The sequence below is a fragment of the Pseudomonas sp. TE31087 genome (assembly GCF_057284075.1).
Genome location: NZ_JBXVNN010000001.1, coordinates 3,316,546 through 3,341,111 on the forward strand (window position 1 = coordinate 3,316,546; position 24,566 = coordinate 3,341,111).

The window sequence follows — 24,566 nt, forward strand, 5'->3', positions numbered from 1 at the left end:
TGGGCGCAACGGGGGCGGCCCAGACTTTTCCCCATGAGCACACCGTCCCTGCGTATCACCCTGGTCAGCGAAACCTTCCCACCCGAGATCAATGGCGTGGCCAACACCCTTGGCCGCCTCAGCGAAGGGCTGCGCCTGCGCGGCCACCAGGTGGAGCTGATCCGCCCGCGCCAGGCCACCGACAACGGGACCGGCAACGACGAAACCCTGCTGCTGTGCCGGGGTTGGCCATTGCCGGGCTACCCTGGCCTGCAGTGGGGCGAGGTGTCGATGCACAAGCTGTGGCGCCGCTGGCGCCGGCAACGCCCGGATGTGCTGTACATCGCCACCGAAGGCCCGTTGGGCCTGAGCGCCCTGCGCGCCGCCCGGCGCCTGGGCGTGGCGGTGGTCAGCGGCTTTCACACCAACTTCCCGCAGTATTCGGGACAATATGGCCTGGGCCTGCTGTCACGACTGCTCACCCACTACCTGCGCTGGTTCCACCGGCGCACCGCCATCACCCTGGTGCCCAGCGCCAGCCAGCGCCTGGAGCTGGAGCGCCGCGGCTTCGAACGGCTCGGCCTGATGGCCCGCGGGGTCGACGCCAGCCTGTTCAACCCGGCACGGCGCAATCAGGCCCTGCGCGAGCAGTGGGGGCTGGGTGTGGATGACATTGCCGTGCTGCATGTCGGGCGCCTGGCCGCAGAGAAGAACCTGGCCCTGCTGCGCCCTTGCATGGAGGCCCTGGGCAAGGCCTATCCGCAGCGGCGGCTGCGCCTGGTGATCGTCGGCGATGGCCCGATGCGTGGCCAGCTCGAACAGCAACTGCCCAATGCCATGTTCTGTGGCGCACAGCGCGGCGAGGTGCTGGCCGAGCACTACGCCAGCGGCGACCTGTTCCTGTTCCCGAGCCTGACCGAAACCTTCGGCAACGTCGTGCTCGAGGCGCTCGCCTCGGGCCTGGCCGTGGTCGCCTACGACGAGGCCGCCGCCGCCCAGCATATCCGCCACGGCCACAGCGGCGCCCTGGCCATGCCGGGGGACCAGGCGGCGTTCATCGACGCCGCCTGCTGGTTGCTGGAGGAAGGCGAAACCCTGCGCCGGGTGCGCCTCAATGCCCGCCAACACGCCAGCCGCCAGGGCTGGCTGGCGATCGTCGAGCAGTTCGAGGGCTACTTGTACGGCGCCTGCCGCGAGCCGCATGCTGCCCGCGAACAGGCTCCGCCGCTGGTGATCAAGCCAGGGTCGTCAGCGCCTCACGGCTGAACGGCAGCACATCGTCCTCACGCCCGTCCCGCACTTTGCGCGCCCACTCGGCATCCACCAGCAGGGCGCGACCCACGGCCACCAGGTCGAACTCCTGGTCCTGCAAGCGGCGCAACAGCCCTTCGAGGCTGGCGGGCTTGGCCACCTTGTCGGTGGCCACCATGAACTGCAGGAACTCGCCGTCCAGGCCGACACTGCCCACGGTGATGGTCGGCTTGCCGGTGAGCTGGCGGGTCCAGCCGGCGAGGTTCAGCTCGCTGCCCTCGAATTCCGGCTCCCAGAAGCGCCGGGTGGAGCAGTGGAAGATATCCACGCCGGCCTCGGACAAGGGCTTGAGGAACGCTGCCAGGGCCTCGGGGGTTTGCACCAGGCGCGCGCTGTAGTCCTGCTGCTTCCATTGCGAGAAACGCAGGATGATCGGAAAGTCCGGGCCGACGGCCGCGCGCACGGCCTGGATCAGTTCGATGGCGAAACGCGAGCGCCCGGCCAGGTCACCGCCGTACTCGTCATCGCGACGATTGCTGGCGTCCCAGAAGAACTGGTCGATCAGGTAGCCGTGAGCGCCATGGATCTCCACGCCGTCCATGCCGATGGCCTGGGCATCGCGCGCCGCCTGGGCGAAGGCGGCGATCACCTCGCGGATATCCTCCCGGCTCATGCCGTGGACCAGCACCTGGCCGTCCTTTTCCTTGCCGCTCGGGCCATAGCCCGGAACCGCGGCGTCCGGCTCGGTACCCAGGCGGCGCACACTGCCCACGTGCCACAGCTGCGGCACGATGCGCCCGCCCTCGGCATGCACGGCCTCGACCACGCGCTTCCAGCCGGCCAGGGCATCCTCACCGTGGAAACACGGCACGTTGGGGTAGCCGTTGGCGGCCTTGTGCCCGACCGTGGTGCCCTCGGTGATGATCAGGCCGACACCGGCGGCGGCACGGCGGCGGTAGTACTCGACCACGCCGTCGTGGGGCACGCCGCCGGGGCAGAAGGTACGGGTCATCGGCGCCATGACCACGCGGGTCGGCAAGTCGAGGGAGCCGAGGGTGAAAGGCTGGAACAGAGGGTTGCTGGACATGCGGCGCTCCCGAGGGATGAGATGGATGCGCCCGAGCTTAGGGGCCACCAGGTGCGTGTCACAGCATCATTGATTGCAGTGATCGGCAGGTATCGCTGCGAGCGGGCCGATTTGCAACAGGAAATTTATTTTGCAAAAGGGCTTGAATTCGTCCGGCGGTTGCCTGACTTTAGAGTCAAGAGGCGCAGAAAACCCAACGCCCTCAGTGGCCTAGGCACGCCTCTCGCGAGCAAGCTGAATAAGGATTGAATCATGCAAATCCAGGTCAACAGCAGCAACCAGATCCAAGGCAACGTCCGCTTGAACGAGTGGGTCCGCAGCACACTGCAGAGCAGCCTCGAACGTTACGAGGACGACCTCACCCGTATCGAAGTCCACTTGCGCGACGACAACGGCGCCAAGCCCGGACCGCACGACAAACGCTGCCAGATGGAGGCTCGCCCCAAAGGCCACCAGCCGATTTCCGTGACCCACACCGCCACTTCGCTGGAACATGCCGTCGATGGCGCCGCCAGCAAGCTGAACCACGCGCTGGAACACTTCTACGGTAAGCTGCGCAGCAAGCGCGCTATCCTGGAGCAGAGCGATCCAGACGCCTGACACTCGAATGTGTCCAATGAAAACGCCCGGCCTTGCGCCGGGCGTTTTCATTGCGTGCCGATCAGCGGGCCTGAACCAACCCACCCTTGCCCCGGTCAACCCCTGCAGTCATTCAGTGCAGGACCGACCATGAACAACCCTTTCGACCAGATCAGCGCCGCCTTCGCCCCCGAATACCGGGTCAACCTGAGCATCGAGCGCCTGGACGGCAGCATCATGCTGACCCTGTCCGACGACAGCGGCGTGGTCGCCAGGCGCCTGATCAGCCAGGCCCAGCGCAACGATCCGGTGCGCCTGCAGCGGGTCATCGACAGCATCCGCCTGGGCCTGGCCATCGAGCTGGGGCAGAACCCACTTGAGGTGCTGGCGGCCCTGACCCGCACCTGGCATGGCGAACAGCGCTTTCCCGCCGCCGGCATTGCCAACTGAGGGCTACTTGCTCTCGTCCACTTCCTTGCCGCTGGCATCCAGCGCCTTGGTCGACGGGTAGCGGTAGGAGGCGTAGCGCACCACCAGGATGGCGAAGGCCAGCAGCAGGATGCCGCCACACACGTACAGCAGCCCGACATCCGGCGCCTTGTGGTGCGAGACGTCGCCGATCAGCAGGCGGGTCAATGCAGTGATCGCCACGTAGAGCAGGAAGCGGATCGGCATGTGGTTGGTCTTGAAGTAGATCCCCACCATCGCCCCCAGCTCCAGGTAGATGAACAGCAGCAGGATGTCATCGACGCTGACCCCGCCCTTGCCCAGCATGTCCAGGAAGGTCACCACCGCCGCATAGGCGGTGATCGCGCCGATGCCGAACAGCGCCAGGTAGTGGAAGGCTTCCACGCACAGGTTGCCCAGCGAGTCGGCGGAGCCGTGCAGGCCCTTGCGCAGTCTTTCTGCCCATTTGATGTTCACGATGTTCGATTCCTAGATACGGCTGAAGGTCTTGTGCCATGCAGTTAAAGGGCCACGGCCCCTGTCTTGGAAGGCGGCCGATTGCCGCAGGGCACCTGTGGGCTACGCTGATTTTCAGTTTGCCGGGCCATCATTGCGGTTGCAGGGTGATGGCCTGGCGATGTACTGTATAAAAATACAGTTATCCGCAACCCCATCAGCAAAAAGGCACAGAGGTGATGAATGGCCGTCGAAGTGGTGTACCGCAGCAGCCGCGACCCGGAGCGCTTGTTCATGGATAAGGCCGAAGCAGACCGTCACGACAAGATGCTCGAACTGGCCGAACGCCTGGCCGAGGTACTGCACAAAGCCGTACCGTCGCTGAGCGAACAGCAAGTCGAGGAAGCCGGTATCTACATGGCCAAGAACCGCGACGTGTTCGCCCGGGCGTTCAAGAGCCAGCCGGATGCGCTGGCCGAACTGCTCGAAGGCGCAGCAGCCGAGTGATGGCTGCACCGGCCATTTCGCGGCCCCTTCGCGCCTGAGGCGGCACGGCGGCCAACGCCGTGCTGCGGTTCAAGGCAGGTACAAGCGGAACAAGCCGCCCCCCAGCGTACCGCCATTGGCGATCTCGATCCGCCCGCGCACGCCGTTGCGCTCATGCAGCGCGGCAATTCGCGCGGCGAAGTACAACCCCAGTCCGGTACTGCCGCTCTGCGAATCGATGCCCTGCACGTAGTCGTGCTGGCGCTCGAGCATGCGCTGTGGATAACCGGCGCCATCGTCGTTGACACTGATCACCAATTGCTCGCCCTCTTCCTCGATGCTGATCAGCAGGGCGTGCCCAGCATAGCGGATGGCGTTGGTAAGCACGTTGGCCACCACCGAGGCGACCAGCTCACGGTCGAAGAAACCCAACGGGCTTTCGGTCTCGATACGCCAGGTGGCGAGGATGTCGCGGTGCTTGATCACGTCTTCCTGGGCCGCCAGCTGGGCCTCGATGAAGTCGTCCAGTTCGTGGTAGTCGGGGCAGATGGGCAACTGGTTGACGCCCAGCTTGTACAGCCCCAGCAACTGCACGAGCATGCCGTTCAGGTGGCTGAGTTCATGCTCCACCACGCCCTGCTCGATACCGCCGCGCAACTCTTCGGGCAGGGCGCGCCAGCCACTGGCTGTGGGCGTGGGTGAGCGCCGAAAGAGAGTTTTTCAGGTCGTGCACGGTGGAGGCGATCACCGTGGAGAAGTCCAGCCCCTGGTTGTCCTGGTTCATGCGCCGAAGACCCGGATGTGCAGTTTGCGGTAACGGTCATAGCGACTGTCGCTGGCGGGAATGCCGGCCACGCTGGTGAGGCAGTCGCGACACTCCTGCATCAGCGCCGGCGGTGGCGTCTCGCCGCCGATGCGCAGCAGTGCCTGGGCGGTGTTCAGGGCGATGCTGATGTTCTTCGGCTGCAACGACAACGCCTTGCGGAACATGCCCAGCGCTTCGTTGAGCTGGCCGCCCTGGTAGCTGCGCACGCCCTGGCGGTTGAGGTCCACGGCTTCGGTCACCGCCCCCAGCACCAGCGGGTCGTCGGTGAGCTTGGCGACGCTCTGCATGACCTTGGGGTCGTCGCCGTAGGTTTCCACGCAACCCTTGAGAATCGAGGTACCCGCCGCATCCTGGCCAAGTTGCTGCAACTGCTTGGCCACCGTCAGCGCCGCCTCCACGGAGAAGAACTGGTCCATCTTCTCCAGGCGCTGCATGGCCTGCTCGGTGAGCTTGGCGGCGGTTTCCGGGTCGCCGGCCTGCTGCAGGCTGGCGGCCTTCATCAGGCGCGCGCGCACCTGCAGGCCCTGGTCCTCGACGTTTTCCTTGGCCACCTCGCTGAGCACGGTGTTGATCTCGACCCGGGTACGGGCATCGAGACCGTTGCCGCTGTTCTTGTTCATCAACGCCTGGACCAGCCCCAGATTACTCTCGGCGTCCTTGTAGCGCGAACTCTGCCCCTGGTTCACCGCATGGCGAAAGGCCTTGGAGGCACTCTCGAAGTCGGCGTTGTCCAGCGCCAGCTTGCCCAGCGCGGCCTGGCGGCGCACGGCGAGCGGCGACAGACGCACCGCCTCCTCGAGCATGTGCTGGGCACGCCGGGTCTCGCCCTGGGCCACCAGCACCTCGGCCATGCCATCGTAAAGGTTGGGCATGATCGGGAAGGCCTTGAGGGCCTGCTCGTAGACACCCTGGGCCTGGGCATTCTGTCCGCGTTTGTGCAACAGGCTGCCGAGCGCGGCGTAGACCCAGGGCTGCGGGCGGCTGGCGAGGATGTTCTTGAGGAATTTCTCCAACTCCTCGAAACGGTTGAGGTCGCGCAAGGCATCGGCGCGATAGCGCAGGCACAGCGGGGCGAAGCGCGGGTCCTTCTTGCACAGCTCGGCGCAAGCGGCGAGCACTTCGGCCGGGCGCCCGCGATCAAGGGCTTGGAGAATGGGCTTGAGCAGCGTCTTGCGCTGGGTCAGCTTCTCCAGGCGCTGGGCCAGGCCGACCCGGTTGAAGGGTTTGGTCAGGTAAGCGTCGGGCTCGTGTTCGATGGCACTGAGCACGATGGACTGGCTGCTTTCGGCGGTGACCATGATGAACACGCATTCATGGCTGATCAGCTTGTCGAGGATCAGGTCCTCGAGCACCTGCTGGCCGTTCTTCTTGCCGTCCCCCAGGTGAAAGTCCTGGAGAATGAAGTCATAGCGCTTCTGCCCGCACATGCGCAGCGCCTGTTCGCCACTGTCGGCGGTGTCGACGTCGCGCACGCCCAGCTCGCGAAGCATCGAGCGGGTCGAGGTGCGGAAGTCGGTGAAGTCGTCGACGATCAGAAAGCTTTTTTGCCCATACTGCAGCATCAACACGACCTGTATTGAAAAAAGTGGGGAAGTGGCGCGTGGCGATGCATACCGCCGAGGTCTGTATCGGCAGCGGTTCGGGAAAGATGAGCCCGGAAGGTAACGCCGAATGATGGCCTAAAGCCGCTATCTTAGCCGCCGACCTCGCCCCAAGCCACTAGACCAGCAAACCAAGGGACTTGGCCCTGGCCACCGCTTGGGTGCGGCGCTCGACACCGAGCTTGCTGTTGATATGGCTGGCGTGGGTCTTGACCGTGTGCAGGGAGATGAACAGGCGCTCGCTGATCTGCTGGTTGGAACAGCCCTGGGCGATCAGTTCCAGCACCGCAAACTCGCGGCCGCTCAGGGCCTCGGTGGCACCGCCGCCGGTAGCCAGGGCCTGCGGCAGATTGGCCAGCAGATCGCTCTGCGCCGGGCAGGCCGCACGCCCCGTCAACTGCTCGCGCAGCCAGTGTGGCTGCTCTTCGATCAAGCGTTGGAAGGCCTGCAGGGCACCGCCCTGGGCCGCTTCCAGGGCAGGTGCGAGCAACCTGGCCGCTTCGGCGTCACGCCCCTCGGCCAGCAGCAGAGCGATCAATTGGCACTGCGCGCTGACCACCAGCGTCATGCCACCGCTGGCCTGGCCCCGCTCGACCAGCGTGCGCAACCGCGCTTCGGCATCACCGGGGCGGGCCAGCACCCGTTCCAGCAAGGCCTGCTGCAATTCGATGTGCAGCGGCAACAGCGGGTGGAACTCCGGCGCGGCCGCAGGCTGCTCGCCACCGTAGGTCTGCCCCAGGCGCAGCAGCCAGGACTCGGCCAGGTCCGTTCGGCCCTGGGCCAACCAGAGCTCGCACTTCACCAGGGTAATCATGGCCAGGTAGAAGATCGGCGGCACGTCCCAGATATGCATCAGCCGCTCCGCCTCGGCCAGTTCCGAGAACGCCTCGGCAAAACGCCCTTCGCGACCGTCCAGCGAGGCGATCACGCAATGCCCGATCAGGACGCTGATGTCGCGGCAGCTGCGCGCCTCGCTGAGCCCGGCGCGCAAGCGCGCACGGCCCTGGGCACAGTGCAGGCGGGCCGCCAGCAAGTAGCCCTCGTACAGGGTCAGGCGCGCGCGCACGGCATACAGGCGTTGCCCCGAAAGGCCCTGCAACCGCTGCAATCCCTGGCGCACTTCGTCCAGGGCGCGCAGCACCTCGCCGCGGGCGTGCAGTACCCGCGCCCGATCGTAATGGGCCAGGGCTTCGAACAGCGGGTTGCCGACCCGTTGCGCCAATTCGAGTGCTTCGCGGTTCCAGCCCCGCGCCCGCCAGAAATCGCCATCGGCGATGGCCAGGTTCGACAAGGTCGACAGGCACACCAGGCGCTGGCCGTAGCGTTTGTTCGGCAGGCTCTGCAGCGCTTCGCCACAGTAAGCGAGTGTCCGCTCCCGATCGCCGCGGCCACGGGCAATGACCCCGCTCAGGGCCAACCATTGGGCCAGCATCGACTTCTGCGCGGTGGCCGACGGCGCGGGCAGGAAGCGGCTCAGGTAGGCCGCCAGCTCCTCGGCGGCGTCCAGTTGGCAGGCCAACCCCAGGGCCCAGCTGTACAGGACGATCAGCCTGGGCGTGCTGATCAACAGGCTGTCGGGCAGGTCCATCTTCCAGCGCAGCAGCATGCCGACATTCTGCTCCGCCAGCAGTTGCTCCTCGGACAGGCTCTGTACCAGGTCCGCCGCCACGTCCAGATGGCCCGCGCGCAGGGCCTGCTCCACCGCCTCGTCCAGCAGACCCTGCCCTTCGAACCAGCGGCAGGCGCGCAGGTGCAGCCCCGCCAGCGGCTCGCTGGCCTGCCGGCTGCGCAGCAGGTCGGAGAACAGGTGGTGATAGCGGAACCACAGCCCATGCTCGTCGAGCGGCACCAGGAACACCTGGTGGGCCTGCAGGTAGCTCAGGATCTCGCCGCTGTCATGGCGCTCGCGCAGGGCGTCGCACAATTCGGCGCAGAAACGCTCCTGGCAGGCAGTCTCGTAGAGAAACGCCTGCACGGGGGCCGGCAGGATGTCGATGACTTCCTCCAGCAGGTAGTCGCGGATCAGTCCTTCGCCGCCATGCAGCGCCTGGGGCAAGGCGTGGTCCTCGCCGGACTCGCTGGCCGCCAGTTGCCAGAAACGCAGCCCCGCCACCCAACCGTCGCTGCGCTGGATCAGGTTATCCAGGGCCTGGCCGCGCAAACCGGTGGGCTGGCGGCCGATCACGGCCAACGCTTCATCGGGGGTCAGGCGCAGGTCCTGCTCGTTGAGTTCGACCAGTTGCCGTGACAGGCGCAGGCGCGCCAAGTGCCAATCGGGCCGCTGGCGGCTGGTGACCAGCAGGACCAACCCGGCCGGCAGATGGTTGAGGAAGAACTGCAGGCAACGATCGAGCACCGGCCCCTGGGCCAGGTGGTAGTCGTCCAGCACCAGCAGCAAGGGCGTGTCCGGCTGCAGGTAGAGCGCGAGTTCATCAAGCAGGCCGTCGAGCCACTCTTCGAAGGCGAAGGGTTGATGCCGCTGGCGCATCTTCAAAAGCCCCAGAGCCTGGCCGCCGAGTGCCGGGCAGAATTGCTGCAAGCCTTCGAGCAAGCGTTCGAGGAAGCGCCCCGGATCGGCATCGCGCTGGCTCAACCCGAGCCAGAGGCTGCGCCAGTGGCTGGGCAACGCCTGGCAGAACTCGACGGCCAGCGAACTCTTGCCGAAACCCGCCGGCGCGTTCACCAGCAACAGGCGCCCCGCCAGGCCACTTTGCAGGCGCTGGCACAGGCGTGCTCTGGGGACGTGTGTTTCCGGCAGCGGCGGCCGGAAGAAACGCCCATCCAGCAGGCCCAGGGCCTGGCTGGCGACTCCGTGGGTACGGGACAGGTCTGTCATGGCCGGCTCGTTCTGATTGGAATTAGGGCGGCGTTAGATTCAGCCCTTTCAAGGTGTTGGTAATAGGCGCGCGGCTTGGAGTTGCCGGGGCTGCTTTGCAGTCCTTCGCGGCACAAGGCCGCTCCTACAGGGGAGCGCGGTCGTCTGTAGGAGCGGCCTAGTGCCGCGAAAGGGTCGCAAAGCGGCCCCGGCACTCTTGAACCTGAGCGGCCATATCCCAAAAATCGCAAAAACCTTGAAAGGGATGGGCGTTACGGCTTGTTGCGAGACTAGCGGCAAACGCGGCGCATTTGAAGATGATGCAGCCACTTTGCCGCAAAAAGACTACGACAAAAAGAAACAGGTAGCCCGATCTCACACCCACATGAACAGAAACGCCCCGGCAAGCCGGGGCGTTCTGGGAGATCAAACGGAGTTGCGATGCCTGTCAGCTCAACGCACACCGTCCTGACGCAGGGCTGCCGGCTGGAACTCGGCCTTGCTGGCGCTGAAGCCGAAGTTGTAGGCGCTCTTCTCTTCGTTCTTCATGCCCAGGGCCAGGTAGCGACCCGACTGCAGGTCGTAGATGGCCTCCAGGGTGTACCACGGCACCTGCACGTTGTAGTACGGCTGGGCGTGGGCCTCGGAAATGCGCCACAGCTGGTTGCGACCGTCGTACTGGTCGATCACCGCGGCCTGCCAGGTGTCCTCGTCGATGTAGAAGTCACGCTTGGCATAGATGTGACGCTGGCCTGGCTTGAGGGTCGCAACCACGTGCCAGACGCGGCGCAGCTCGTAGCGCGACAGGTCCTGGTTGATGTGCCCGGCCTTGATGATGTCGCTGTACTTGAGCTTCGGATCATCCAGCTTGTAGGCGTTGGAGGCGATGTACATCTCCTTCTTGCCTTCGAGTTTCCAGTCGTAACGGTCCGGCGCGCCGTTGTACATGTCCAGGTTGTCGGAGGTGCGCAGGCCGTCGGCGGCGGTACCCGGGCCGTCGTACGACACTTGCGGCGCCTGGCGCACGCGGCGCTGGCCGGCGTTGTAGATCCACGCCTTGCGCGGTTCCTTGACCTGGTCGAGGGTCTCGTGGACCAGCAGCACGGTCCCGGCCAGACGCGACGGCGCGGTTACTTTCTGCTTGAAGTAGAACAGGATGTTGCCCGGGTTGGCCGGATCGTAGTCATTCATCTTGTCGCGGAACACGAACTGGTCCTGGAAGTACACCAGGCTGTACGAGCCGTTCTGCTGCGGGGTGGCCTGGGTGACCAGGCGGGTCACGCTGCCGCCACGGTAGCGGGTGATGTGGTTCCAGATCACCTCCAGGCCGTCCTTGGGAATAGGGAACGGCACGGCGGTGCGGAAGTTCTCCAGGCCGTTGCCGCCCGTGACCAAGGTGGTCTTGGTGGCGTTTTCCTTGATCGCGGCGAACACATCGTCCGGTACCGTGGAACCACGGTGGGTCTTGTACACTGGGATCTTGTAAGTGTCCGGATAGCGCTTGAACATGGCAACCTGGCCAGGCGAGAGCTTGTCCTTGTACTGGTCGACGTTCTGCGCGGTGATGGTAAACAGCGGTTTTTCGCTGGCGTAAGGGTCGGACAGGAAGCCCTTGGCGTCGGCGCTGCCAGCGCTCTTGGACAGCGGTTCCCACGGGCCGATCGAGCCATCGGCGTTACCGGCCTTCTCCGCGCCCATCGGGGTCAGCGTGGAACCCAGCTTGGCCGCTTCGGTGGCGGAAACCGCAGCCATGACGCTGGTTGCCAGCAGGGACATGCCCAGTACACCGGCTTGCAGCAGACGTGTGGTCATTTTCATTGTGTGTCGTCCTGGATCAGGTTTCTTAGAAGTTCACGCCGAAGCTGAGGGCGACGAAGTCGCGATCATCCACGGTGGTGTACTTGCCATCGAAGAAGTTGGTGTACGACAGGCTCGCCGTGTAGGTGTTCTGGTACTCGGCGTCCAGGCCAAGGCTGACCGCCTTGCGGCCTTCCTCGAAGTTGCCGCCTGGGCCCGGGGAGTAACCGTCGACGTCATGCGACCAGGCCACGCTCGGGCGCAGGTTCACACCGGCGAAGACGTTGTTGTAGTCCCAGATGGCGCGCACGCGATAACCCCAGGAATCGGAGGTGGTGAAGCCGTCGTTTTCGCAGTAGCGCGACAGGTTGTTCTGGTCGACGCCTGCCAGCGTGGTGGCGTTGAGGCTCTGGCAGCGGCCACTGGGCAGCGGGCCTGGCCCGTAGACCGGGTCGCGGCCGTAGCGCATCTTCGAGGTGCTTTCCAGGCCACCGACGTGCGTCCAGCCTACCTCGCCGACCATGGTCAGACGCTCGGCGCCCATGACCTGGTCGAAGAAGTGGGTGAACGTGGTCTGCAGCTGGGTGATTTCCTTGCGACGATAGCCAGGCTGGTCGGTGTTCGGCGTGCCTTTCAGGACCGATGCGTTCGGATCGAGTGGCGTCAGGCCCGAATACAGGATGTCGGTGGTGTTCAGTTGCACCGGCGCATTCGGGCGATAGCTGATCTCGCCGCTCCAGGCCGTGCCGGTAGGCAAGGTGGTGGAGAAGCTCAGGCCGTACAGGCGAATATCCTCGGGGTATTCGACGTAGTAGCTGGAGTTACCGGCGACATACAACGGCATCAGTTGTTGGAGCAACGCCGGGTTGGTCGCCGCGCCCGCTGGAACCCCAGCGCCGATCAGTGCGCCAGCCAGGTTGGCCGGGTTGTAGAAGCGCGCAGCGGCGCCTCGACCACTGAAGATCGGCGCACGGCTGTGATAGTTCATGAAGTAGCCACCGAACTCGGTATTCAGCGGCTCGTACATGTAGCGCAGCGCAACACCGAACTGGCCACTGTCCCGCGCATCACGGTCAGGACCACGACGCACGATCACACCTTCGTCAGGCGAGCCCCAGGAAACGCCCTGTGCCGCCAGCGCACGCATGGTCGGCCCCGAGAGCGCCCCCAGGCGTCCCGCCACGGCCGATTGCTTGGCCAGCACCGCCAGGTTGTTGTTGCAACCATCGGCGATTACGTCGGGCTGGGAGAAGAAGGTGCCGCAGTTGTCGACGACGGTCTGGTCCCACTCGATCTGGTAGAAGCCTTCGGCGGTCAGGTTGTCGGTCACGCTCTGCGACAGGTAGAACATGTTGACCGGGATCAGGCCTTCCTTGATCTCCGCACCCGGGCGGCGGAACGCCGAGACGTCGATGGGGTTGATGGCGTTGATGCCCCCCCCGATGAAGGTACTTTCACCCCAGCTCACCACCTGCTTGCCCAGGCGCACGGTGCCCGGCAGGTCGGCGATGCTGTAGTTGTGGTAGACGAAGGCGTCGAGCAGTTCCGCGCCCGAGGACTTGGCGCCTTCCTTGCGGTTGGAGTCGCTGATGTCCTTGAACTCGCGGTTTTCATCCTTGAGCTCGAAGTCGTACCAGTACTTGCCGCGGACGAACACGCCGGTGTCGCCGTACTTGAGCTCCAGGTCGTGGATACCCTTGAAGATCTTCGAGAAGGTCTCGCCTTTCTTGAAGTTCAGGTGGCCATCGTCGGAGGTCTGCGACAGCCCCCTGCCGCCGTTGTTGGCCCCGATGAGGTTCTTGTTGGGGTTGGCAGTCGACCAGCTGGCGCCAACGGAGAGCGAGGAGTCGAACTGGCCTTCGATTTCACCGATGTTGAAGCTGACAGCGAAAGCAGGACTTGCGAGCGTGGAAGCGAGGCTGACGGCCAGGGGCAGTTTCGCCCGGCGCCAGAACAGGTTTGCAGATGTCATCGACGCTACTCCATGTACTTTTTTGTTATGGCAGTGAGTCCTTTCAGAAACGGCTCGAGCGCCTGGTGAAGCAGGCTCCTGCCCGTGGCGCCGCGCGTTGCCGCGTGGCGCCCTCCCCCATTCCTGAAAATCCCCTGACCCGACTATAGCCAGCGGTCACAGGTGCTTGATCCCTCTAAAGTGTGATTTGCGCGTCCTGCTTGCGGCCCACCCCGATCGGCCGGCCTGCGCGCTGGCAGTGCTCAAGCATGGCTCAATTCTGCCGTTTGACAAGGCGGGATCCTGTCTAGCCTGCGGGGTCGCGCCTGAAAAAGCGCGACCCGCGCCCGGGTTACAGGGTGGAAAGGAAAGCGCTGTTACTGGCCTGCCACTGGCTGATGTCCACGCGGATGCGCTTCTTGTCGAGCTTGCCGACGCTGGTCTTGGGAATTTCAGTAACAAGGGCGATCTGGCTGGGAATCGCCCACTTGTTGATGTGCCCTTGCTCGACGAAAGGCTTGAGGTGCTCCTTGAGCGCGCGCGCATCGATACTTTGCCCCTCGCGCACCACCAGCAATGCGAACGGGCGCTCGCCCCACTGCGGATCGGGCACCCCGACCACCGCGACCTCGCGCACCGCCGGGTGGCGGCTGACCAGGTCTTCGAGGTCGAGCGAGGAGATCCATTCGCCACCGGTCTTGATCACATCCTTGATGCGGTCGCGGATGTCGATGAAGCCCATGCCGTCCAGCGTCGCGACATCGCCGGTGTGCAGCCAGCCGCCCTGCCAGAGCTCCTCGCCCTTTTCCGGTTCGCGGAAGTAGCCCATGGTCAGCCAGGGCGCGCGCAGCACCAGTTCGCCCTGGGTCTCGCCATCGGCGGGCAGGAAGTTGCCATTGCCATCGACGATGGCAGCCTCGACCAATGGCACCGGCACGCCGGCCTTGATCCGGTAGCTGGTGCGCTCATCCTCGCTGCCGGCCTGCAACTCGTCGTTCAGGTGCGCGGCACTGATCAGCGGGCAAGTCTCGGACATGCCGTAGGCGGCGGTGAGCTGGATGCCCCGGGCCAGCGCCGCCTGGTACAGGGCGCGGTTGAGCGCGCTGCCGCCGATGATGATCTTCCAGCCACCGAAATCCTGACCGGCCGCCGACGGGCAGTTGAGCAGCATCTGCAGGATGGTCGGCACGCAGTGGGAGAAGGTGACCTTCTCCTCGCGCCACAGCCTGATCAGCATGTCCGGCTCGTAGCGCCCCGGGTAGACCTGCTTGATGCCCATCATGGTCGCCGCGTAGGGGATGCCCCAGGCGTGCACGTGGAACATCGGCGTGATCGGCATGTAGACGTCGTTGCTGCTCAGCAGCCTGACGCTGTCCAGGCTGCCCAGTACCGAGGTTTCGGCCAGGGTGTGCAGCACCAGCTGGCGATGGGTGAAGTACACCCCCTTGGGGTTGCCGGTGGTGCCGGTGGTATAGAAGGTGGTGGCCACCGAGTTCTCGTCGAAATCGGGGAAGTCGTACTGCGGGCTGGCCGCGGCCAGCAGTTGCTCATACTCGCCCACCAGGTTCGGCAGGTCGGCGGTCTTGTCCGGGCCGTCGGTCAGCAGCAGGGTCTTGTCGACCGTGGTCAGCTGCCCGGCAATGGCCTGGTAGAGACCGATGAAATCGCTGTTGACCAGCACGAAGCGGTCTTCGGCGTGGTTCATGGTGTAGAGGATCTGCTCGGGCGACAGGCGCACGTTGATGGTGTGCACCACCGCGCCGATCATCGGGATGGCGAACATGCACTCCAGGTAACGGTGGCTGTCCCAGTCCATCACCGCCACGGTGTCACCGGCCTTCACACCGGCCGCGGTCAACACGTTGGCCAGGCGGGCGATGCGCTCGTTGAGCTGCGGGTAGGTGAGGCGGATCTGGTCGCGGTAGACGATCTCGCGGGTCTTCTCGTAGCGGCTGCCGGACATCAGCAGGCGCTTGATCAGCAACGGGTATTCGTAGGCGCCCTCGGCGGGCTTGATGATGCGAGTCTGCAACATGGGTATCCCTTTTCTTCAATACGGGCAGAACGGTTCAGTAATCCACTGTAGTTCGGTGACGCACCGGTCAAATCAGCCGAAGGAATGATTTGCGCCCTCGAGGTATGAGTGCGGACGGCACCGTTGACGAATGGCGCCGGCGGACCAGACACTGCGTCGATGCCCTGCCGCCCAATCACCGGAGCCCCTGATGCCCAGCCCACGTCGCGCCGTGTTTCTCGATCACCAGTCACTGGACCTGGGTGACCTCGACCTTTCACCGCTGCAGGCGCAGTTCGATGAACTGCAGCTGCACGCCGCCACCGCTGCCGATCAGGTCGCCGAACGCCTGCAAGGCGCCACGGCGGTGATCAGCAACAAGGTGATGCTCGACGCCGCGACGTTGGCCGCCGCCACCGATCTCAAGCTGATCCTGGTGGCTGCCACCGGCACCAACAATGTCGACCTCGCCGCCGCCCGTGCCCAGAGCATCACCGTGTGCAACTGCCAGGGCTACGGCACGCCGTCGGTGGCCCAGCACACCCTGGCCCTGCTGCTGGCCCTGGCCACGCGCCTGTGCGACTACAACCAGGCGGTGAAGGCCGGACAATGGGCCAAGGCCAGCCAGTTCTGCCTGCTGGACTTCCCCATCGTCGAGCTGGAAGGCAAGACCCTCGGCCTGCTCGGCCACGGCGAGCTGGGTGGCGCGGTGGCGCACCTGGCCGAGGCGTTCGGCATGCGCGTGCTGAGCGGGCAGATTCCCGGCCGGCCGCCCCGGGCCGATCGCCTGCCGCTGGACGAACTGCTGCCGCAGGTCGATGCCCTGACCCTGCACTGCCCGCTCAACGAGCAGACCCGGCACATGATTGGTGCCAACGAACTGGCCCTGCTCAAGCCGGGCGCGCTGGTGGTCAACACCGCCCGCGGTGGGCTGATCGACGAACAGGCCCTGGCCGACGCCCTGCGCCGCGGTCACCTGGGCGGCGCCGCCACCGATGTGCTGAGCGTTGAACCGCCGGTCGAGGGCAATCCGCTGCTGGCGGCGGACATCCCGCGCCTGATCATCACCCCGCACAGCGCCTGGGGCGCAGTGGAGTCACGCCAGCGCATCGTCGGGCAGCTGGCCGAGAACGCCCAGGCCTACTTCGCCGGCCAGCCGCGGCGAGTGGTCGGCTGATCCGCCGACGCCTCTGCTACACTGCGCCACTTTTTCAGGAGGCGTCGTCCATGGACCCGCGCAGTGAAGTGTTGCTCCGCCAGGCAGAGCTGTTCCAAGGCCCGCTGCTGATCGCCGGCGCCCAGGCCGACGGCCTGCTCGGCCAGCTGCCCGGTGCCCATGGCTGGACCTGGCATGCCGGCGACCAGGCGCTGCTCGAGAGCCGTTTCGCCGGGCGCAGCCACTACGGCGTCGAGGTGCCCGAGGTGGCCTTCGATGCCGCCGTGCTGTTCCTGCCCAAGTCCCGCGAGCTGGCCGCCTACCTGCTCAACGCCCTGGCCTCGCGCCTGGGCGGTCGCGAGCTGTACCTGGTGGGGGAAAAGCGCGGCGGCATCGAAGGCGCGGCAAAGCTTCTGCAGGCGTTCGGCAAACCACGCAAGCTCGACAGCGCCAGGCACTGCCAGCTGTGGCAAGTAACCGTGGACAGCGCCCCTGAGGCCAAGCCGCTGGAAAGCCTGGCCGAACGCTTCGAACTGCCGCTGGAAGATGGTCCGCTGCAAGTCATCAGCCTGCCCGGGGTGTTCAGCCATGGGCGCCTGGACAAGGGCACCGCGCTACTGCTGGAGCACCTTGACGGCCTGCCCGGCGGCCATGTCCTGGACTTCGGCTGCGGCGCCGGCGTGCTCGGCGCCACGATCAAGCGCCGTTATCCGCAGAGCCGAGTCACCTTGCTCGATGTCGATGCCTTCGCGGTCGCGGCCAGCCGCCTGACCCTGGCGGCCAACGGTCTGGAAGGCCAGGTGATCAGCGGCGACGGCATCGATGCCGCGCCGGCCGATCTTGACCTGATCCTGAGCAATCCGCCATTCCACACCGGCGTGCACACCGACTACCAGGCATCGGAAAACCTGCTGAAAAAATCAGGCGAACATCTGCGAAAAGGCGGCGAAATGCGGCTGGTCGCCAACAGCTTCCTGCGCTACCAGCCGTTGATCGAAGGCGCCCTGGGCAACTGTGAAATCCGTGCCGAGGCACAAGGCTTTCGCATCTACCGAGCGACCCGCGGCTAAAATAAAAACAGGGCTTGCCGAAAGCGTTTCGCCTAGGCAGAATCCGCTCCGTCCTAGGGGAGTAGTCTCCCGCGAGCGCCCTGCTCGCCCGGCACGCGTCAACACACTTGGCCCACAGGCCATGGCGCGTGCGACCCACGATCTGCGCAGACAGGTCCAGGGTTTGACAAGACCTATGACACGCACACCTTACCCGGGGCGGGAAGGCTGTACGTGTCATAGCCGTGTCGACCCGCCCCCGTAGGAATCCTGATGCTGGAATCGTTGCTCGTCCCCACCGCCATCGTTGCCCTCGCCGAAATCGGCGACAAGACGCAATTGCTTGCGCTCATCCTCGCCGCACGCTTTCGCAAGCCTTGGCCGATCATTGCCGGGATCATCGCCGCGACCCTGGCCAACCATGCCGCCGCAGGTGCCGTGGGCGCCTGGGTCAGCGGTTTCTTCAGCGAGTCGGTGCTGCACTGGATTCTTGCCGCGAGCTTCACCGCCACCGCGCTGTGGACCCTGGTACCGGACAAGATGGACGATGACGAAACCAGCAACGCGCGCCGCTTCGGGCCGTTCGTCACCACGCTGATCGCGTTCTTCCTCGCCGAGATTGGCGACAAGACCCAGGTGGCCACGGTGATGCTGGCCGCCCAGTATCCGCACCTGATCATGGTCATCATCGGCACCACCTTGGGCATGCTGATCGCCAACGTGCCGGTGGTCCTGGCGGGCAACTTCGCGGCGGAGAAACTGCCGCTGACGCTGATCCGTCGCCTGGCGGCGACCGCGTTCATCGTGCTGGCCATCGTCGCGGTGTATTCGGCGATGAAGACCAGCGGCTGGATAGGGTGAAGCAGCGACAAGTGGCAAGCTACAAGCGGCAAGAAAGAGCAGATGCGTCCTTACTTGCCGCTTGAAGCTGCTTTTACTTCTTGGCCGCTTGATACAACGGCATCACCTTCGGAATCGCTGCCTGCAGCGAGGCGATCCGGCTGCTCGACGCCGGGTGGGTGCTCATGAACTCAGGCGGCGCGCCTTCGGACGCCTTGCTCATCTTGTTCCACAAGGTGATCGCGGCGTTCGGGTCGTAGCCGGCGCGGGCCGACAGCTCGAGGCCGATCAGGTCGGCTTCGTTCTCGTTGGCCCGGCTGTTGGGCAGGGTCATGGCGTAGTTCACCACGGTGTCGGCCATGGCCATGCTGTCCTGGCCCAGGCCGAAGATCGCGCCGGCACCCTGGCGGGCCATTTCCACGCCATAGGCCTTGGACATCGCTTCACGGCTGTGCTCGCGCAGGGCGTGGGCGATCTCGTGGCCCACCACCGCGGCGATCTCGGCGTCGGTCAGCTTGAGCTGATCGATCAGGCCGGTGTAGACGATGATCTTGCCGCCCGGACCGCAGTTGGCGTTGAGCTCGTCGCTCTTGATCACGTTGACTTCCCAATTCCACTGCGCGGCATCCGGCCGGAACTGTGGTGCCTGGGCAATCAGGCGCTTGGCGATGGCCTGTACGCGCTTGGCATCATTGCTGCTCTTGTCCAGCACGCCCTTGCTCGACGCCTCGCCGAGGGTCTGCTGGTAGGACTGGGCGTACATCTGGTTGACCTCATCGGTCGAGAGCATGCTGAACATGTACTGCTGGCGCTGGACGCCCACGGCACCGCCACTGGTGGTATTGACCGCCTGGCAGCCGCCGAGCAGGACGCTGGCCGTCAGCATGCTGACAACGAATGACTTACGCATGAAAACACTCCCTATTTACGTGCCGCGTATCCTAGGCCCTGACGCCCGTGCCTGCCAGAGCCACAGGTAAGATTTCTGACAAGCCCCTCATGCTTTGGTATTAGCCCGCCGATAACCCTCGGTAACGACCTCCTTGCGCGCGGAGCTTTGCCATGAAGTTCAAGTCGATCCAGTTTTCCGTGGCCGCCCTGGCCGGTGCCATCGTGCTGAGCATTGTCGCGGCCCTGGTGCTGTACGCCGTGTATTCCGGGCAGCGGACCCAAACACTGGTGCAACAGCGCACGCAACAGCAGTTCGAGACCGTCATCGAACAGCGTCTCTCGGCCCTGGCCCGCACCCAGGTCAGCGAGATCCAGCGCGGCCTGGAAGCGCCCCTGGCGATCGCCCGCGGCCTGGCCACCGGCAACGCCATGCTCGGCATGCAGGGCGCCGATGGCCAGCCGCTGATGCGCATTGATCGTGAACACCTGATCAACCAGCTCAAGCGCACCGTGGAGGTCAACCCGAGCGTGCTGGGCGCTTACCTGGGCTGGGAGCCGAACGCCCTCGACCATGCCGATGGCCGTTACGTCGGCAGCCACCTGGTGGGCATCGACAGCGCCAGCGGGCGCTTCCTGCCCTGGTGGTTCCGCAATGGCGACGGCAGCCTCGGCCAGGACAAGCTGGCCGATGTCGACGACCGCACGGTGCTCGCCACCGGCGTGCGCGCCAGCGAGTACTACCTGTGCCCCAAGGAGTCGAAGAAGGCCTGCGTGATCGATCCCGCGCCTTATAAGGTGGGCGACAAGATGGTCATGCTCGCCTCGTTCGTCGAACCGATCATGATCGACGGCCAGTTCCAGGGCATGGCCGGCGCCGACCTGTCGGTGAACTTCATCCAGGACCTGCTCAATGCCGCCGACCGCCAGCTCTACGACGGCGCCGGCGAACTGGCGCTGGTCTCCAGCAACGGCCGCCTGGTGGCCTACACCCGCGATCCGGCCAAGTTCGGCGAAAAGGCCGGCGACGTGCTGGACAGCGACGAAGCCAACACCCTCAAGAACCTGAGCGGCGAGGCGCTGCACTATGAAGTGGACGCCGCCAAGGACCGCATCGAGCTGTACCTGCCGTTCAAGATCGCCGGCACCGACGCACGCTGGACCCTGCTGCTGGAGCTGCCGCTGAGCACGGTCATGGCCGACGTCAACCGCCTGCAGCAGGACCTGGCCGAACAGCGCCGCACCGATATCGCCGGCATGACCGTGGTCGGCCTGGGCATCGCCGCTCTCGGCCTGCTGGTGATCTGGTTGCTGGCCCTGGGCATCGCCCGCCCGCTCAAGCAGATGGTGAGCATGCTCGACGACATCGCCCAGGGCGAAGGCGACCTGACCCGGCGCCTGCAGAGCGACCGGGCCGACGAACTGGGCGCCATCGCCAAGGGCTTCAACACCTTCCTGGCCAAGTTGCAGGCGATGATCAGCCAGGTGGTCAGCTCGGTGCAGAAAGTCAGCGACTCCTCGGAACACACCGCCGACATCGCCATCCGCACCAACCAGGGCGTGCACAAGCAGATGGCCGAGATCGACCAGGTGGCCACCGCCGTGCACGAAATGACCGCCACCGCCCAGGATGTGGCGCGCAACGCCACGCAAGCGGCCCAGGCCGCCAGTGAAGCCGACCGCGCCGCCAACCAGGGCCTGGACATCGTCCGCGATACGTCGCACTCGATCAGCGAGCTGGCCGCCGAGATCGGTCGCGCCGTGACCGTGGTCCAGGACCTGGCCCGCGACAGCGAGAACATCAACGCCATCCTGGTGACCATCCGCGCCATTGCCGAACAGACCAACCTGCTGGCGCTCAACGCCGCCATCGAGGCGGCCCGGGCTGGCGAGCAGGGCCGCGGTTTCGCGGTGGTCGCCGACGAGGTGCGCAACCTGGCGCAGAAGACCCAGCAGGCCACCCAGGAAATCCAGCAGATGATCCAGCAACTGCAACTGGGCACCCGCGAAGTGGTCAAGGTGATGGAAGACAGCCAGGGCAAGACCGACATCAGCGTGCAGCAGGCCAGCCGCGCGGCCGAGTCGCTGGCGAGCATCACCCAGGCGGTGTCGGTGATCAACGACATGAACACGCAGATTGCCAGCGCCGCCGAGGAGCAGAGCGCCGTGGCCGAGGACATCAACCGCAACGTGATCAACATCGGCCAGGTAGCCGGCGAGGTGGCCGGCGGCGCCGACGAGTCGAGCCAGGCCAGCGCCGAGCTGACCAAGCTGGCCGAGCAGCAGCGGCGGTTGATCAATCAGTTCAGGGTTTGACCCGGGGGCGCACAGGTACTCCTGTAGGAGCGGCCTTGCGTCGCGAAAGGGCCGCACAGCGGCCCCGGCGATCTTTGCGTCAACGCTGAAACCCTGGGGCCGCTTTGCGGCCCTTTCGCGACGCAAGGCCGCTCCTACAGGGGGTAGCGCACGCCACCTAAGCGGGAGTCAGGCACTCCGGCCCATTGAGCTTCGGATCGTTGACGAAATTCGCCAACGCCCGCTCACGCAGTGCCGTCGGCGGTTTGGCCAACAACTCGTGCAATCTGGCCATCGGTGTTTCAGGATCCAGCCACAGCGCCTGCTCGGCCTCGTCGAGGATCAGCGGCCGACGCTGGTTCATCGCCGCTTGCGTCACTACCACGCAACTCAGCCATTGCTGTTCCTGCACCGGATAGACCTCCCACAGCGCGGCGAAGAACAGCGACGCGCCCTCCCCCGGTGTCACCCAGTACGGGCGCTTGCGCGCCGTGCCGCGCCATTCGTAGAAACCGTTGGCCGGCATCAGGCAGCGCCGCTGGCGCAAGGGTTCGCGAAACATCGGCTGCTCGGCGAGGGTCTCGGCACGGGCCTGGGCCGGGGTGCGGGACAGGTCGGTGAGCCAGGCCGGGGTCAGCCCCCAGCGCGCACCGGCCAGCTGCAGCTGGCCGTCGAGCTGGCGCTGGATCAGCACCGTGGCACCGGGCGAGATGTTCCATTGGGCCTGCTGGCCCGCGGGGAAGCCCGGTAGGCCGGCGAAGCTCTGGGACCAGCGAAACAGGGCGTAGCGTCCACACATGGGCGAAATCAAAACCTAGCAGATCAGGGTTCCGGGATAACTCTCCGGTTCGTCGCCGGCAAGCGGCTGGGCGGCATTGTACGCATCGATCAACTGCCGTGCGTAGCCTGCCTGCTCATCCGGCACCGCCAGCCCCAGCAGTCCGTGCATCGGTAACTCGCCTGCGGCGCCCATCAGGTCGCGCCCGACCAGGTGCACCTCGATGCCCTCGCTGGCCAGCATGCCCACCAGCACCTGCGCCTCCAGCAGGCTTTCCGGCTCATAGATCCGTTGCATCAGTCGTTCTCGCCGTAGACATCGAGCATCCACTCCTCGCCATGCACCTGCAGCACGAAGCGGATCGGCTTGCAGCACACCTGGCAATCCTCGATGTACTCCTGGTCGCCGCCGGACAGGTCCACCGTGGTTTCGACTTCTTCGCCACAATAAGGGCAATCATAGATCGCAGTTTCCAGCATCGCGGCCTCCGAAGTGACTTGTGCGTATAATTGCCGGTCTGTTTACAGGGCCTGTGTGCGTCCGAGCCGTTTTTCGGAGCCCGCCCCTACCTAATTACCCTAGCCGTTTCCAACAAGAGAGCATGATGGGCGAATTCGATGCCATCCGACCGTACGACGACGCTGAGGTCCCTGCCGTTCTGGCACGCCTGCTCAGCGACCCGGCATTCCTCGATATCCTCACCCACTTCCGCTTCCCGCGCGCGGCCGGCGCCTTCGGCTGGCTGCTCAAACCGCTGATCGCCCGGCGCCTGCGCAAGGAATTCGCCGGCGTGAGCTGCGTCTCCACGCTGCAGGACAAGGTCGAGTACTACGTCGACCGCACCATCGACCGCGCCACCGACGGCGTCACCTATACCGGCGTCGAACAGCTCAAGTCGGGGACCGCCTACCTGTTCCTGGCCAACCACCGCGATATCGTGATGGACCCGGCCTTCGTCAACTACGCGGTGTACCACGCCGGCCTGCCGACGCCGCGCATCGCCATCGGCGACAACCTGCTGCAAAAACCGTTCGTCAGCGACATGATGCGCCTGAACAAGAGTTTCATCGTGCACCGCTCGATCAGCGGCCGCCGCGAGAAGCTGGCCGCCTACCAGTTGCTCTCGGCCTACATCAACCACTCGATCCGCAACGATTGCGTGTCGATCTGGATCGCCCAGGCCGAAGGCCGCGCCAAGGACGGTGACGACCGTACCGATTCGGCGATCCTCAAGATGTTCCACATGAGCCGCAAGGACGAGCCGTTCGGCGCGGTGGTCCAGAGCCTGAACCTGACCCCGGTGTCGATCAGCTACGAGTACGACCCCTGCGACCAGGCCAAGGCCCGCGAGCTGTACATCCGCGCCACCACCGGCAGCTACACCAAGGCGCCGGGCGAGGACGACAACAGCATCGCCCAGGGCATCACCGGCTACAAAGGGCGGGTGCACATCAACTTCGCCCCACCGGTGACCGATTACCACGAGGACACCAAACAACTGGCGCAGGCCATCGACCGGCAGATCCTCGGCGGCTACCGGCTATTCCCGGTGCACTACCTGGCCTATGCGATGTGGGCGGAGAAGGACGCGACGCTCGAGGTGCCGAGCGCGGAGAAACTGTTCCCGGCCGACGAGTTGGCCAAGGCGAAGGAAGAATGGCAGCGCCGGCTGGACGCCTGCCCGGTCGAGCATCAGCCGTACCTGGTGCAGCAGTATGCGACGCCGGTGCGTAATCAGTATCAGGTGAAGCGTCAGCCCGCGTCGGCCTGACAACGCAACTGTAGGAGCGGGCTTGTCCCGCGAAGGCGTCAGATCAAGCAATGATGTGATCTGATATGACGCCTTCGCGGGGCAAGCCCGCTCCTACACAGAGCAGGTATCGCCTTCAGATCCAGGTACTGAACCAGGACAAAAGCAAGGCCATCGCCAGGCAGCAGAAGCCCAGGATGTAGTAATAGCGCGGTATCCGCTGCTCCAGCGCATCCACCACGCCTTCATCCACCGCCAGGCTTTCCCGGCTCAGCGCCTCGCGACGCCGGGCGCTGTGCAGCAGCAGCCCGCCAGGGCAGGTAATGAGCAGGGCCAGCAGGTTGATCAGCTTGGCCGGATGGGCGGCCAGGAAGCCCCAGAACACTTGCAACGACATTGCGCGACCTCGGTATCACGTGCGGCAAAGCCCGGCATTCTACCCAAGCCCAGGTTCACTGCCGCCACTTTGCGACCAGCTGTCATTTAATTTCATCTGTCACACGCTCGTCATCAAGGCAGGC

The 24,566-nt window shown here is 65.2% G+C and carries 21 protein-coding genes, 2 pseudogenes and 1 riboswitch; of the genes and pseudogenes, 10 read left to right on the top strand and 13 right to left on the bottom strand.

Annotated features, from left to right (window positions below; translation table 11 throughout):
- Nucleotides 1-33: 33 nt before the first annotated feature.
- Nucleotides 34-1,245 (top strand): glycosyltransferase family 4 protein, encoded by a 1,212-nt coding sequence (locus ACZ899_RS14850; protein ID WP_234560455.1) that lies wholly within the window; start codon nucleotides 34-36, stop codon nucleotides 1,243-1,245.
- Here the strand turns inward: ACZ899_RS14850 and ACZ899_RS14855 are convergent.
- Complete coding sequence (locus tag ACZ899_RS14855; protein WP_234560454.1) at nucleotides 1,214-2,317, bottom strand: NADH:flavin oxidoreductase; 1,104 nt, start codon at nucleotides 2,315-2,317, stop codon at nucleotides 1,214-1,216. The genes ACZ899_RS14850 and ACZ899_RS14855 overlap by 32 nt on opposite strands.
- A gap of 252 nt (nucleotides 2,318-2,569) precedes the next feature.
- On the opposite strand from ACZ899_RS14855, the gene ACZ899_RS14860 reads away from it, so the two are divergent.
- Together ACZ899_RS14860 and ACZ899_RS14865 are read left to right on the top strand one after the other, a co-directional pair.
- Nucleotides 2,570-2,917 (top strand): HPF/RaiA family ribosome-associated protein, encoded by a 348-nt coding sequence (locus ACZ899_RS14860; RefSeq protein WP_203647969.1) that lies wholly within the window; start codon nucleotides 2,570-2,572, stop codon nucleotides 2,915-2,917.
- A 129-nt stretch (nucleotides 2,918-3,046) separates the two neighbouring features.
- The gene (locus tag ACZ899_RS14865) at nucleotides 3,047-3,346 is read left to right on the top strand and encodes a DUF3509 domain-containing protein (protein WP_198743699.1); all 300 of its coding nucleotides are present in this window, start codon (nucleotides 3,047-3,049) and stop codon (nucleotides 3,344-3,346) included.
- A gap of 3 nt (nucleotides 3,347-3,349) precedes the next feature.
- Here the strand turns inward: ACZ899_RS14865 and ACZ899_RS14870 are convergent, their stop codons facing one another.
- Nucleotides 3,350-3,820 carry a phosphate-starvation-inducible protein PsiE gene (locus ACZ899_RS14870; RefSeq protein ID WP_050703765.1) on the bottom strand — a complete coding sequence of 157 codons (471 nt, stop codon included), beginning with the start codon at nucleotides 3,818-3,820 and terminating at the stop codon, nucleotides 3,350-3,352.
- 222 nt (nucleotides 3,821-4,042) lie between these two features.
- Between ACZ899_RS14870 and ACZ899_RS14875 the strand changes: the two genes are divergently transcribed.
- The gene (locus tag ACZ899_RS14875) at nucleotides 4,043-4,306 is read left to right on the top strand and encodes a YebG family protein (protein WP_186713189.1); all 264 of its coding nucleotides are present in this window, start codon (nucleotides 4,043-4,045) and stop codon (nucleotides 4,304-4,306) included.
- A gap of 69 nt (nucleotides 4,307-4,375) precedes the next feature.
- Here ACZ899_RS14875 and ACZ899_RS14880 read toward each other — a convergent pair.
- From ACZ899_RS14880 to ACZ899_RS14905, 6 genes and pseudogenes are all read right to left on the bottom strand, one after another.
- Nucleotides 4,376-5,069: pseudogene (locus ACZ899_RS14880) on the bottom strand (sensor histidine kinase).
- Nucleotides 5,066-6,673: a response regulator gene (locus ACZ899_RS14885; RefSeq protein ID WP_050703762.1), complete on the bottom strand. Its 1,608-nt coding sequence runs from the start codon at nucleotides 6,671-6,673 to the stop codon at nucleotides 5,066-5,068. Before ACZ899_RS14885 ends, ACZ899_RS14880 begins: the two are co-directional and overlap by 4 nt.
- A gap of 157 nt (nucleotides 6,674-6,830) precedes the next feature.
- Entirely contained in the window at nucleotides 6,831-9,548 is a 2,718-nt protein-coding gene (locus ACZ899_RS14890; protein WP_234560453.1) for a winged helix-turn-helix domain-containing protein, read from the bottom strand.
- Nucleotides 9,549-9,980: 432 nt separating this feature from the next.
- Nucleotides 9,981-11,345: a DUF1329 domain-containing protein gene (locus tag ACZ899_RS14895; RefSeq protein ID WP_203647972.1), complete on the bottom strand. Its 1,365-nt coding sequence runs from the start codon at nucleotides 11,343-11,345 to the stop codon at nucleotides 9,981-9,983.
- Nucleotides 11,346-11,370: 25 nt separating this feature from the next.
- The gene (locus tag ACZ899_RS14900; RefSeq protein ID WP_234560452.1) at nucleotides 11,371-13,296 is read right to left on the bottom strand and encodes a DUF1302 domain-containing protein; all 1,926 of its coding nucleotides are present in this window, start codon (nucleotides 13,294-13,296) and stop codon (nucleotides 11,371-11,373) included.
- Between the two features lie 331 nt (nucleotides 13,297-13,627).
- The gene (locus tag ACZ899_RS14905; RefSeq protein WP_234560451.1) at nucleotides 13,628-15,310 is read right to left on the bottom strand and encodes a fatty acid--CoA ligase; all 1,683 of its coding nucleotides are present in this window, start codon (nucleotides 15,308-15,310) and stop codon (nucleotides 13,628-13,630) included.
- Nucleotides 15,311-15,500: 190 nt separating this feature from the next.
- Between ACZ899_RS14905 and ACZ899_RS14910 the strand changes: the two genes are divergently transcribed.
- The 3 genes from ACZ899_RS14910 (at nucleotide 15,501) to ACZ899_RS14920 (ending at nucleotide 18,355) form a co-directional block, all read left to right on the top strand.
- Nucleotides 15,501-16,466 carry a 2-hydroxyacid dehydrogenase gene (locus ACZ899_RS14910; RefSeq protein WP_234560450.1) on the top strand — a complete coding sequence of 322 codons (966 nt, stop codon included), beginning with the start codon at nucleotides 15,501-15,503 and terminating at the stop codon, nucleotides 16,464-16,466.
- A 50-nt stretch (nucleotides 16,467-16,516) separates the two neighbouring features.
- Nucleotides 16,517-17,515, top strand: coding sequence for a methyltransferase (locus ACZ899_RS14915; protein WP_203647976.1), 999 nt, complete (start codon nucleotides 16,517-16,519; stop codon nucleotides 17,513-17,515).
- A 43-nt stretch (nucleotides 17,516-17,558) separates the two neighbouring features.
- Nucleotides 17,559-17,680, top strand: a riboswitch (yybP-ykoY riboswitch).
- A gap of 90 nt (nucleotides 17,681-17,770) precedes the next feature.
- Nucleotides 17,771-18,355 carry a TMEM165/GDT1 family protein gene (locus tag ACZ899_RS14920; RefSeq protein WP_203652706.1) on the top strand — a complete coding sequence of 195 codons (585 nt, stop codon included), beginning with the start codon at nucleotides 17,771-17,773 and terminating at the stop codon, nucleotides 18,353-18,355.
- A 73-nt stretch (nucleotides 18,356-18,428) separates the two neighbouring features.
- On the opposite strand, the gene ACZ899_RS14925 is transcribed toward ACZ899_RS14920, so the two are convergent.
- Nucleotides 18,429-19,244 carry a M48 family metallopeptidase gene (locus ACZ899_RS14925; protein ID WP_110735860.1) on the bottom strand — a complete coding sequence of 272 codons (816 nt, stop codon included), beginning with the start codon at nucleotides 19,242-19,244 and terminating at the stop codon, nucleotides 18,429-18,431.
- A gap of 1,235 nt (nucleotides 19,245-20,479) precedes the next feature.
- On the opposite strand from ACZ899_RS14925, the pseudogene ACZ899_RS14930 reads away from it, so the two are divergent.
- Nucleotides 20,480-20,683, top strand: a pseudogene (locus ACZ899_RS14930) (HAMP domain-containing protein); the annotation flags it as partial.
- 111 nt (nucleotides 20,684-20,794) lie between these two features.
- Nucleotides 20,795-21,538 (top strand): methyl-accepting chemotaxis protein, encoded by a 744-nt coding sequence (locus ACZ899_RS14935; protein WP_442964115.1) that lies wholly within the window; start codon nucleotides 20,795-20,797, stop codon nucleotides 21,536-21,538.
- A gap of 157 nt (nucleotides 21,539-21,695) precedes the next feature.
- Here the strand turns inward: ACZ899_RS14935 and ACZ899_RS14940 are convergent, their stop codons facing one another.
- From ACZ899_RS14940 to ACZ899_RS14950, 3 genes are read right to left on the bottom strand one after another with little or no spacing between them, the layout of a single operon-like run.
- Entirely contained in the window at nucleotides 21,696-22,316 is a 621-nt protein-coding gene (locus ACZ899_RS14940) for an SOS response-associated peptidase (protein ID WP_234560449.1), read from the bottom strand.
- Nucleotides 22,317-22,331: 15 nt separating this feature from the next.
- On the bottom strand, nucleotides 22,332-22,592 hold the full coding sequence (locus ACZ899_RS14945; RefSeq protein WP_203647979.1) for a putative signal transducing protein: 261 nt from the start codon (nucleotides 22,590-22,592) through the stop codon (nucleotides 22,332-22,334).
- Complete coding sequence (locus ACZ899_RS14950; RefSeq protein ID WP_010225771.1) at nucleotides 22,592-22,774, bottom strand: CPXCG motif-containing cysteine-rich protein; 183 nt, start codon at nucleotides 22,772-22,774, stop codon at nucleotides 22,592-22,594. Before ACZ899_RS14950 ends, ACZ899_RS14945 begins: the two co-directional genes overlap by 1 nt.
- A gap of 125 nt (nucleotides 22,775-22,899) precedes the next feature.
- Here ACZ899_RS14950 and ACZ899_RS14955 point away from each other — a divergent pair, with 125 nt between their 5' ends.
- Nucleotides 22,900-24,066: a 1-acyl-sn-glycerol-3-phosphate acyltransferase gene (locus ACZ899_RS14955; RefSeq protein ID WP_232854720.1), complete on the top strand. Its 1,167-nt coding sequence runs from the start codon at nucleotides 22,900-22,902 to the stop codon at nucleotides 24,064-24,066.
- Between the two features lie 115 nt (nucleotides 24,067-24,181).
- Here the strand turns inward: ACZ899_RS14955 and ACZ899_RS14960 are convergent, their stop codons facing one another.
- Nucleotides 24,182-24,442, bottom strand: coding sequence for a hypothetical protein (locus tag ACZ899_RS14960; RefSeq protein WP_186733875.1), 261 nt, complete (start codon nucleotides 24,440-24,442; stop codon nucleotides 24,182-24,184).
- Nucleotides 24,443-24,566: the final 124 nt, after the last annotated feature.

Bases quoted from the DNA above. Each gene is read 5' to 3' on its own strand.
- ACZ899_RS14860 (WP_203647969.1), top strand. From the start codon at position 2,570: ATGCAAATCCAGGTCAACAGCAGCAACCAGATCCAAGGCAACGTCCGC.
- ACZ899_RS14945 (WP_203647979.1), bottom strand. From the start codon at position 22,592: ATGCAACGGATCTATGAGCCGGAAAGCCTGCTGGAGGCGCAGGTGCTG.
- ACZ899_RS14915 (WP_203647976.1), top strand. From the start codon at position 16,517: ATGGACCCGCGCAGTGAAGTGTTGCTCCGCCAGGCAGAGCTGTTCCAA.
- ACZ899_RS14925 (WP_110735860.1), bottom strand. From the start codon at position 19,244: ATGCGTAAGTCATTCGTTGTCAGCATGCTGACGGCCAGCGTCCTGCTC.
- ACZ899_RS14940 (WP_234560449.1), bottom strand. From the start codon at position 22,316: ATGTGTGGACGCTACGCCCTGTTTCGCTGGTCCCAGAGCTTCGCCGGC.
- ACZ899_RS14890 (WP_234560453.1), bottom strand. From the start codon at position 9,548: ATGACAGACCTGTCCCGTACCCACGGAGTCGCCAGCCAGGCCCTGGGC.
- ACZ899_RS14855 (WP_234560454.1), bottom strand. From the start codon at position 2,317: ATGTCCAGCAACCCTCTGTTCCAGCCTTTCACCCTCGGCTCCCTCGAC.
- ACZ899_RS14895 (WP_203647972.1), bottom strand. From the start codon at position 11,345: ATGAAAATGACCACACGTCTGCTGCAAGCCGGTGTACTGGGCATGTCC.
- ACZ899_RS14910 (WP_234560450.1), top strand. From the start codon at position 15,501: ATGCCCAGCCCACGTCGCGCCGTGTTTCTCGATCACCAGTCACTGGAC.
- ACZ899_RS14935 (WP_442964115.1), top strand. From the start codon at position 20,795: ATGGCCGAGATCGACCAGGTGGCCACCGCCGTGCACGAAATGACCGCC.
- ACZ899_RS14885 (WP_050703762.1), bottom strand. From the start codon at position 6,673: ATGCTGCAGTATGGGCAAAAAAGCTTTCTGATCGTCGACGACTTCACC.
- ACZ899_RS14950 (WP_010225771.1), bottom strand. From the start codon at position 22,774: ATGCTGGAAACTGCGATCTATGATTGCCCTTATTGTGGCGAAGAAGTC.
- ACZ899_RS14865 (WP_198743699.1), top strand. From the start codon at position 3,047: ATGAACAACCCTTTCGACCAGATCAGCGCCGCCTTCGCCCCCGAATAC.
- ACZ899_RS14900 (WP_234560452.1), bottom strand. From the start codon at position 13,296: ATGACATCTGCAAACCTGTTCTGGCGCCGGGCGAAACTGCCCCTGGCC.
- ACZ899_RS14905 (WP_234560451.1), bottom strand. From the start codon at position 15,310: ATGTTGCAGACTCGCATCATCAAGCCCGCCGAGGGCGCCTACGAATAC.
- ACZ899_RS14875 (WP_186713189.1), top strand. From the start codon at position 4,043: ATGGCCGTCGAAGTGGTGTACCGCAGCAGCCGCGACCCGGAGCGCTTG.
- ACZ899_RS14850 (WP_234560455.1), top strand. From the start codon at position 34: ATGAGCACACCGTCCCTGCGTATCACCCTGGTCAGCGAAACCTTCCCA.
- ACZ899_RS14960 (WP_186733875.1), bottom strand. From the start codon at position 24,442: ATGTCGTTGCAAGTGTTCTGGGGCTTCCTGGCCGCCCATCCGGCCAAG.
- ACZ899_RS14955 (WP_232854720.1), top strand. From the start codon at position 22,900: ATGGGCGAATTCGATGCCATCCGACCGTACGACGACGCTGAGGTCCCT.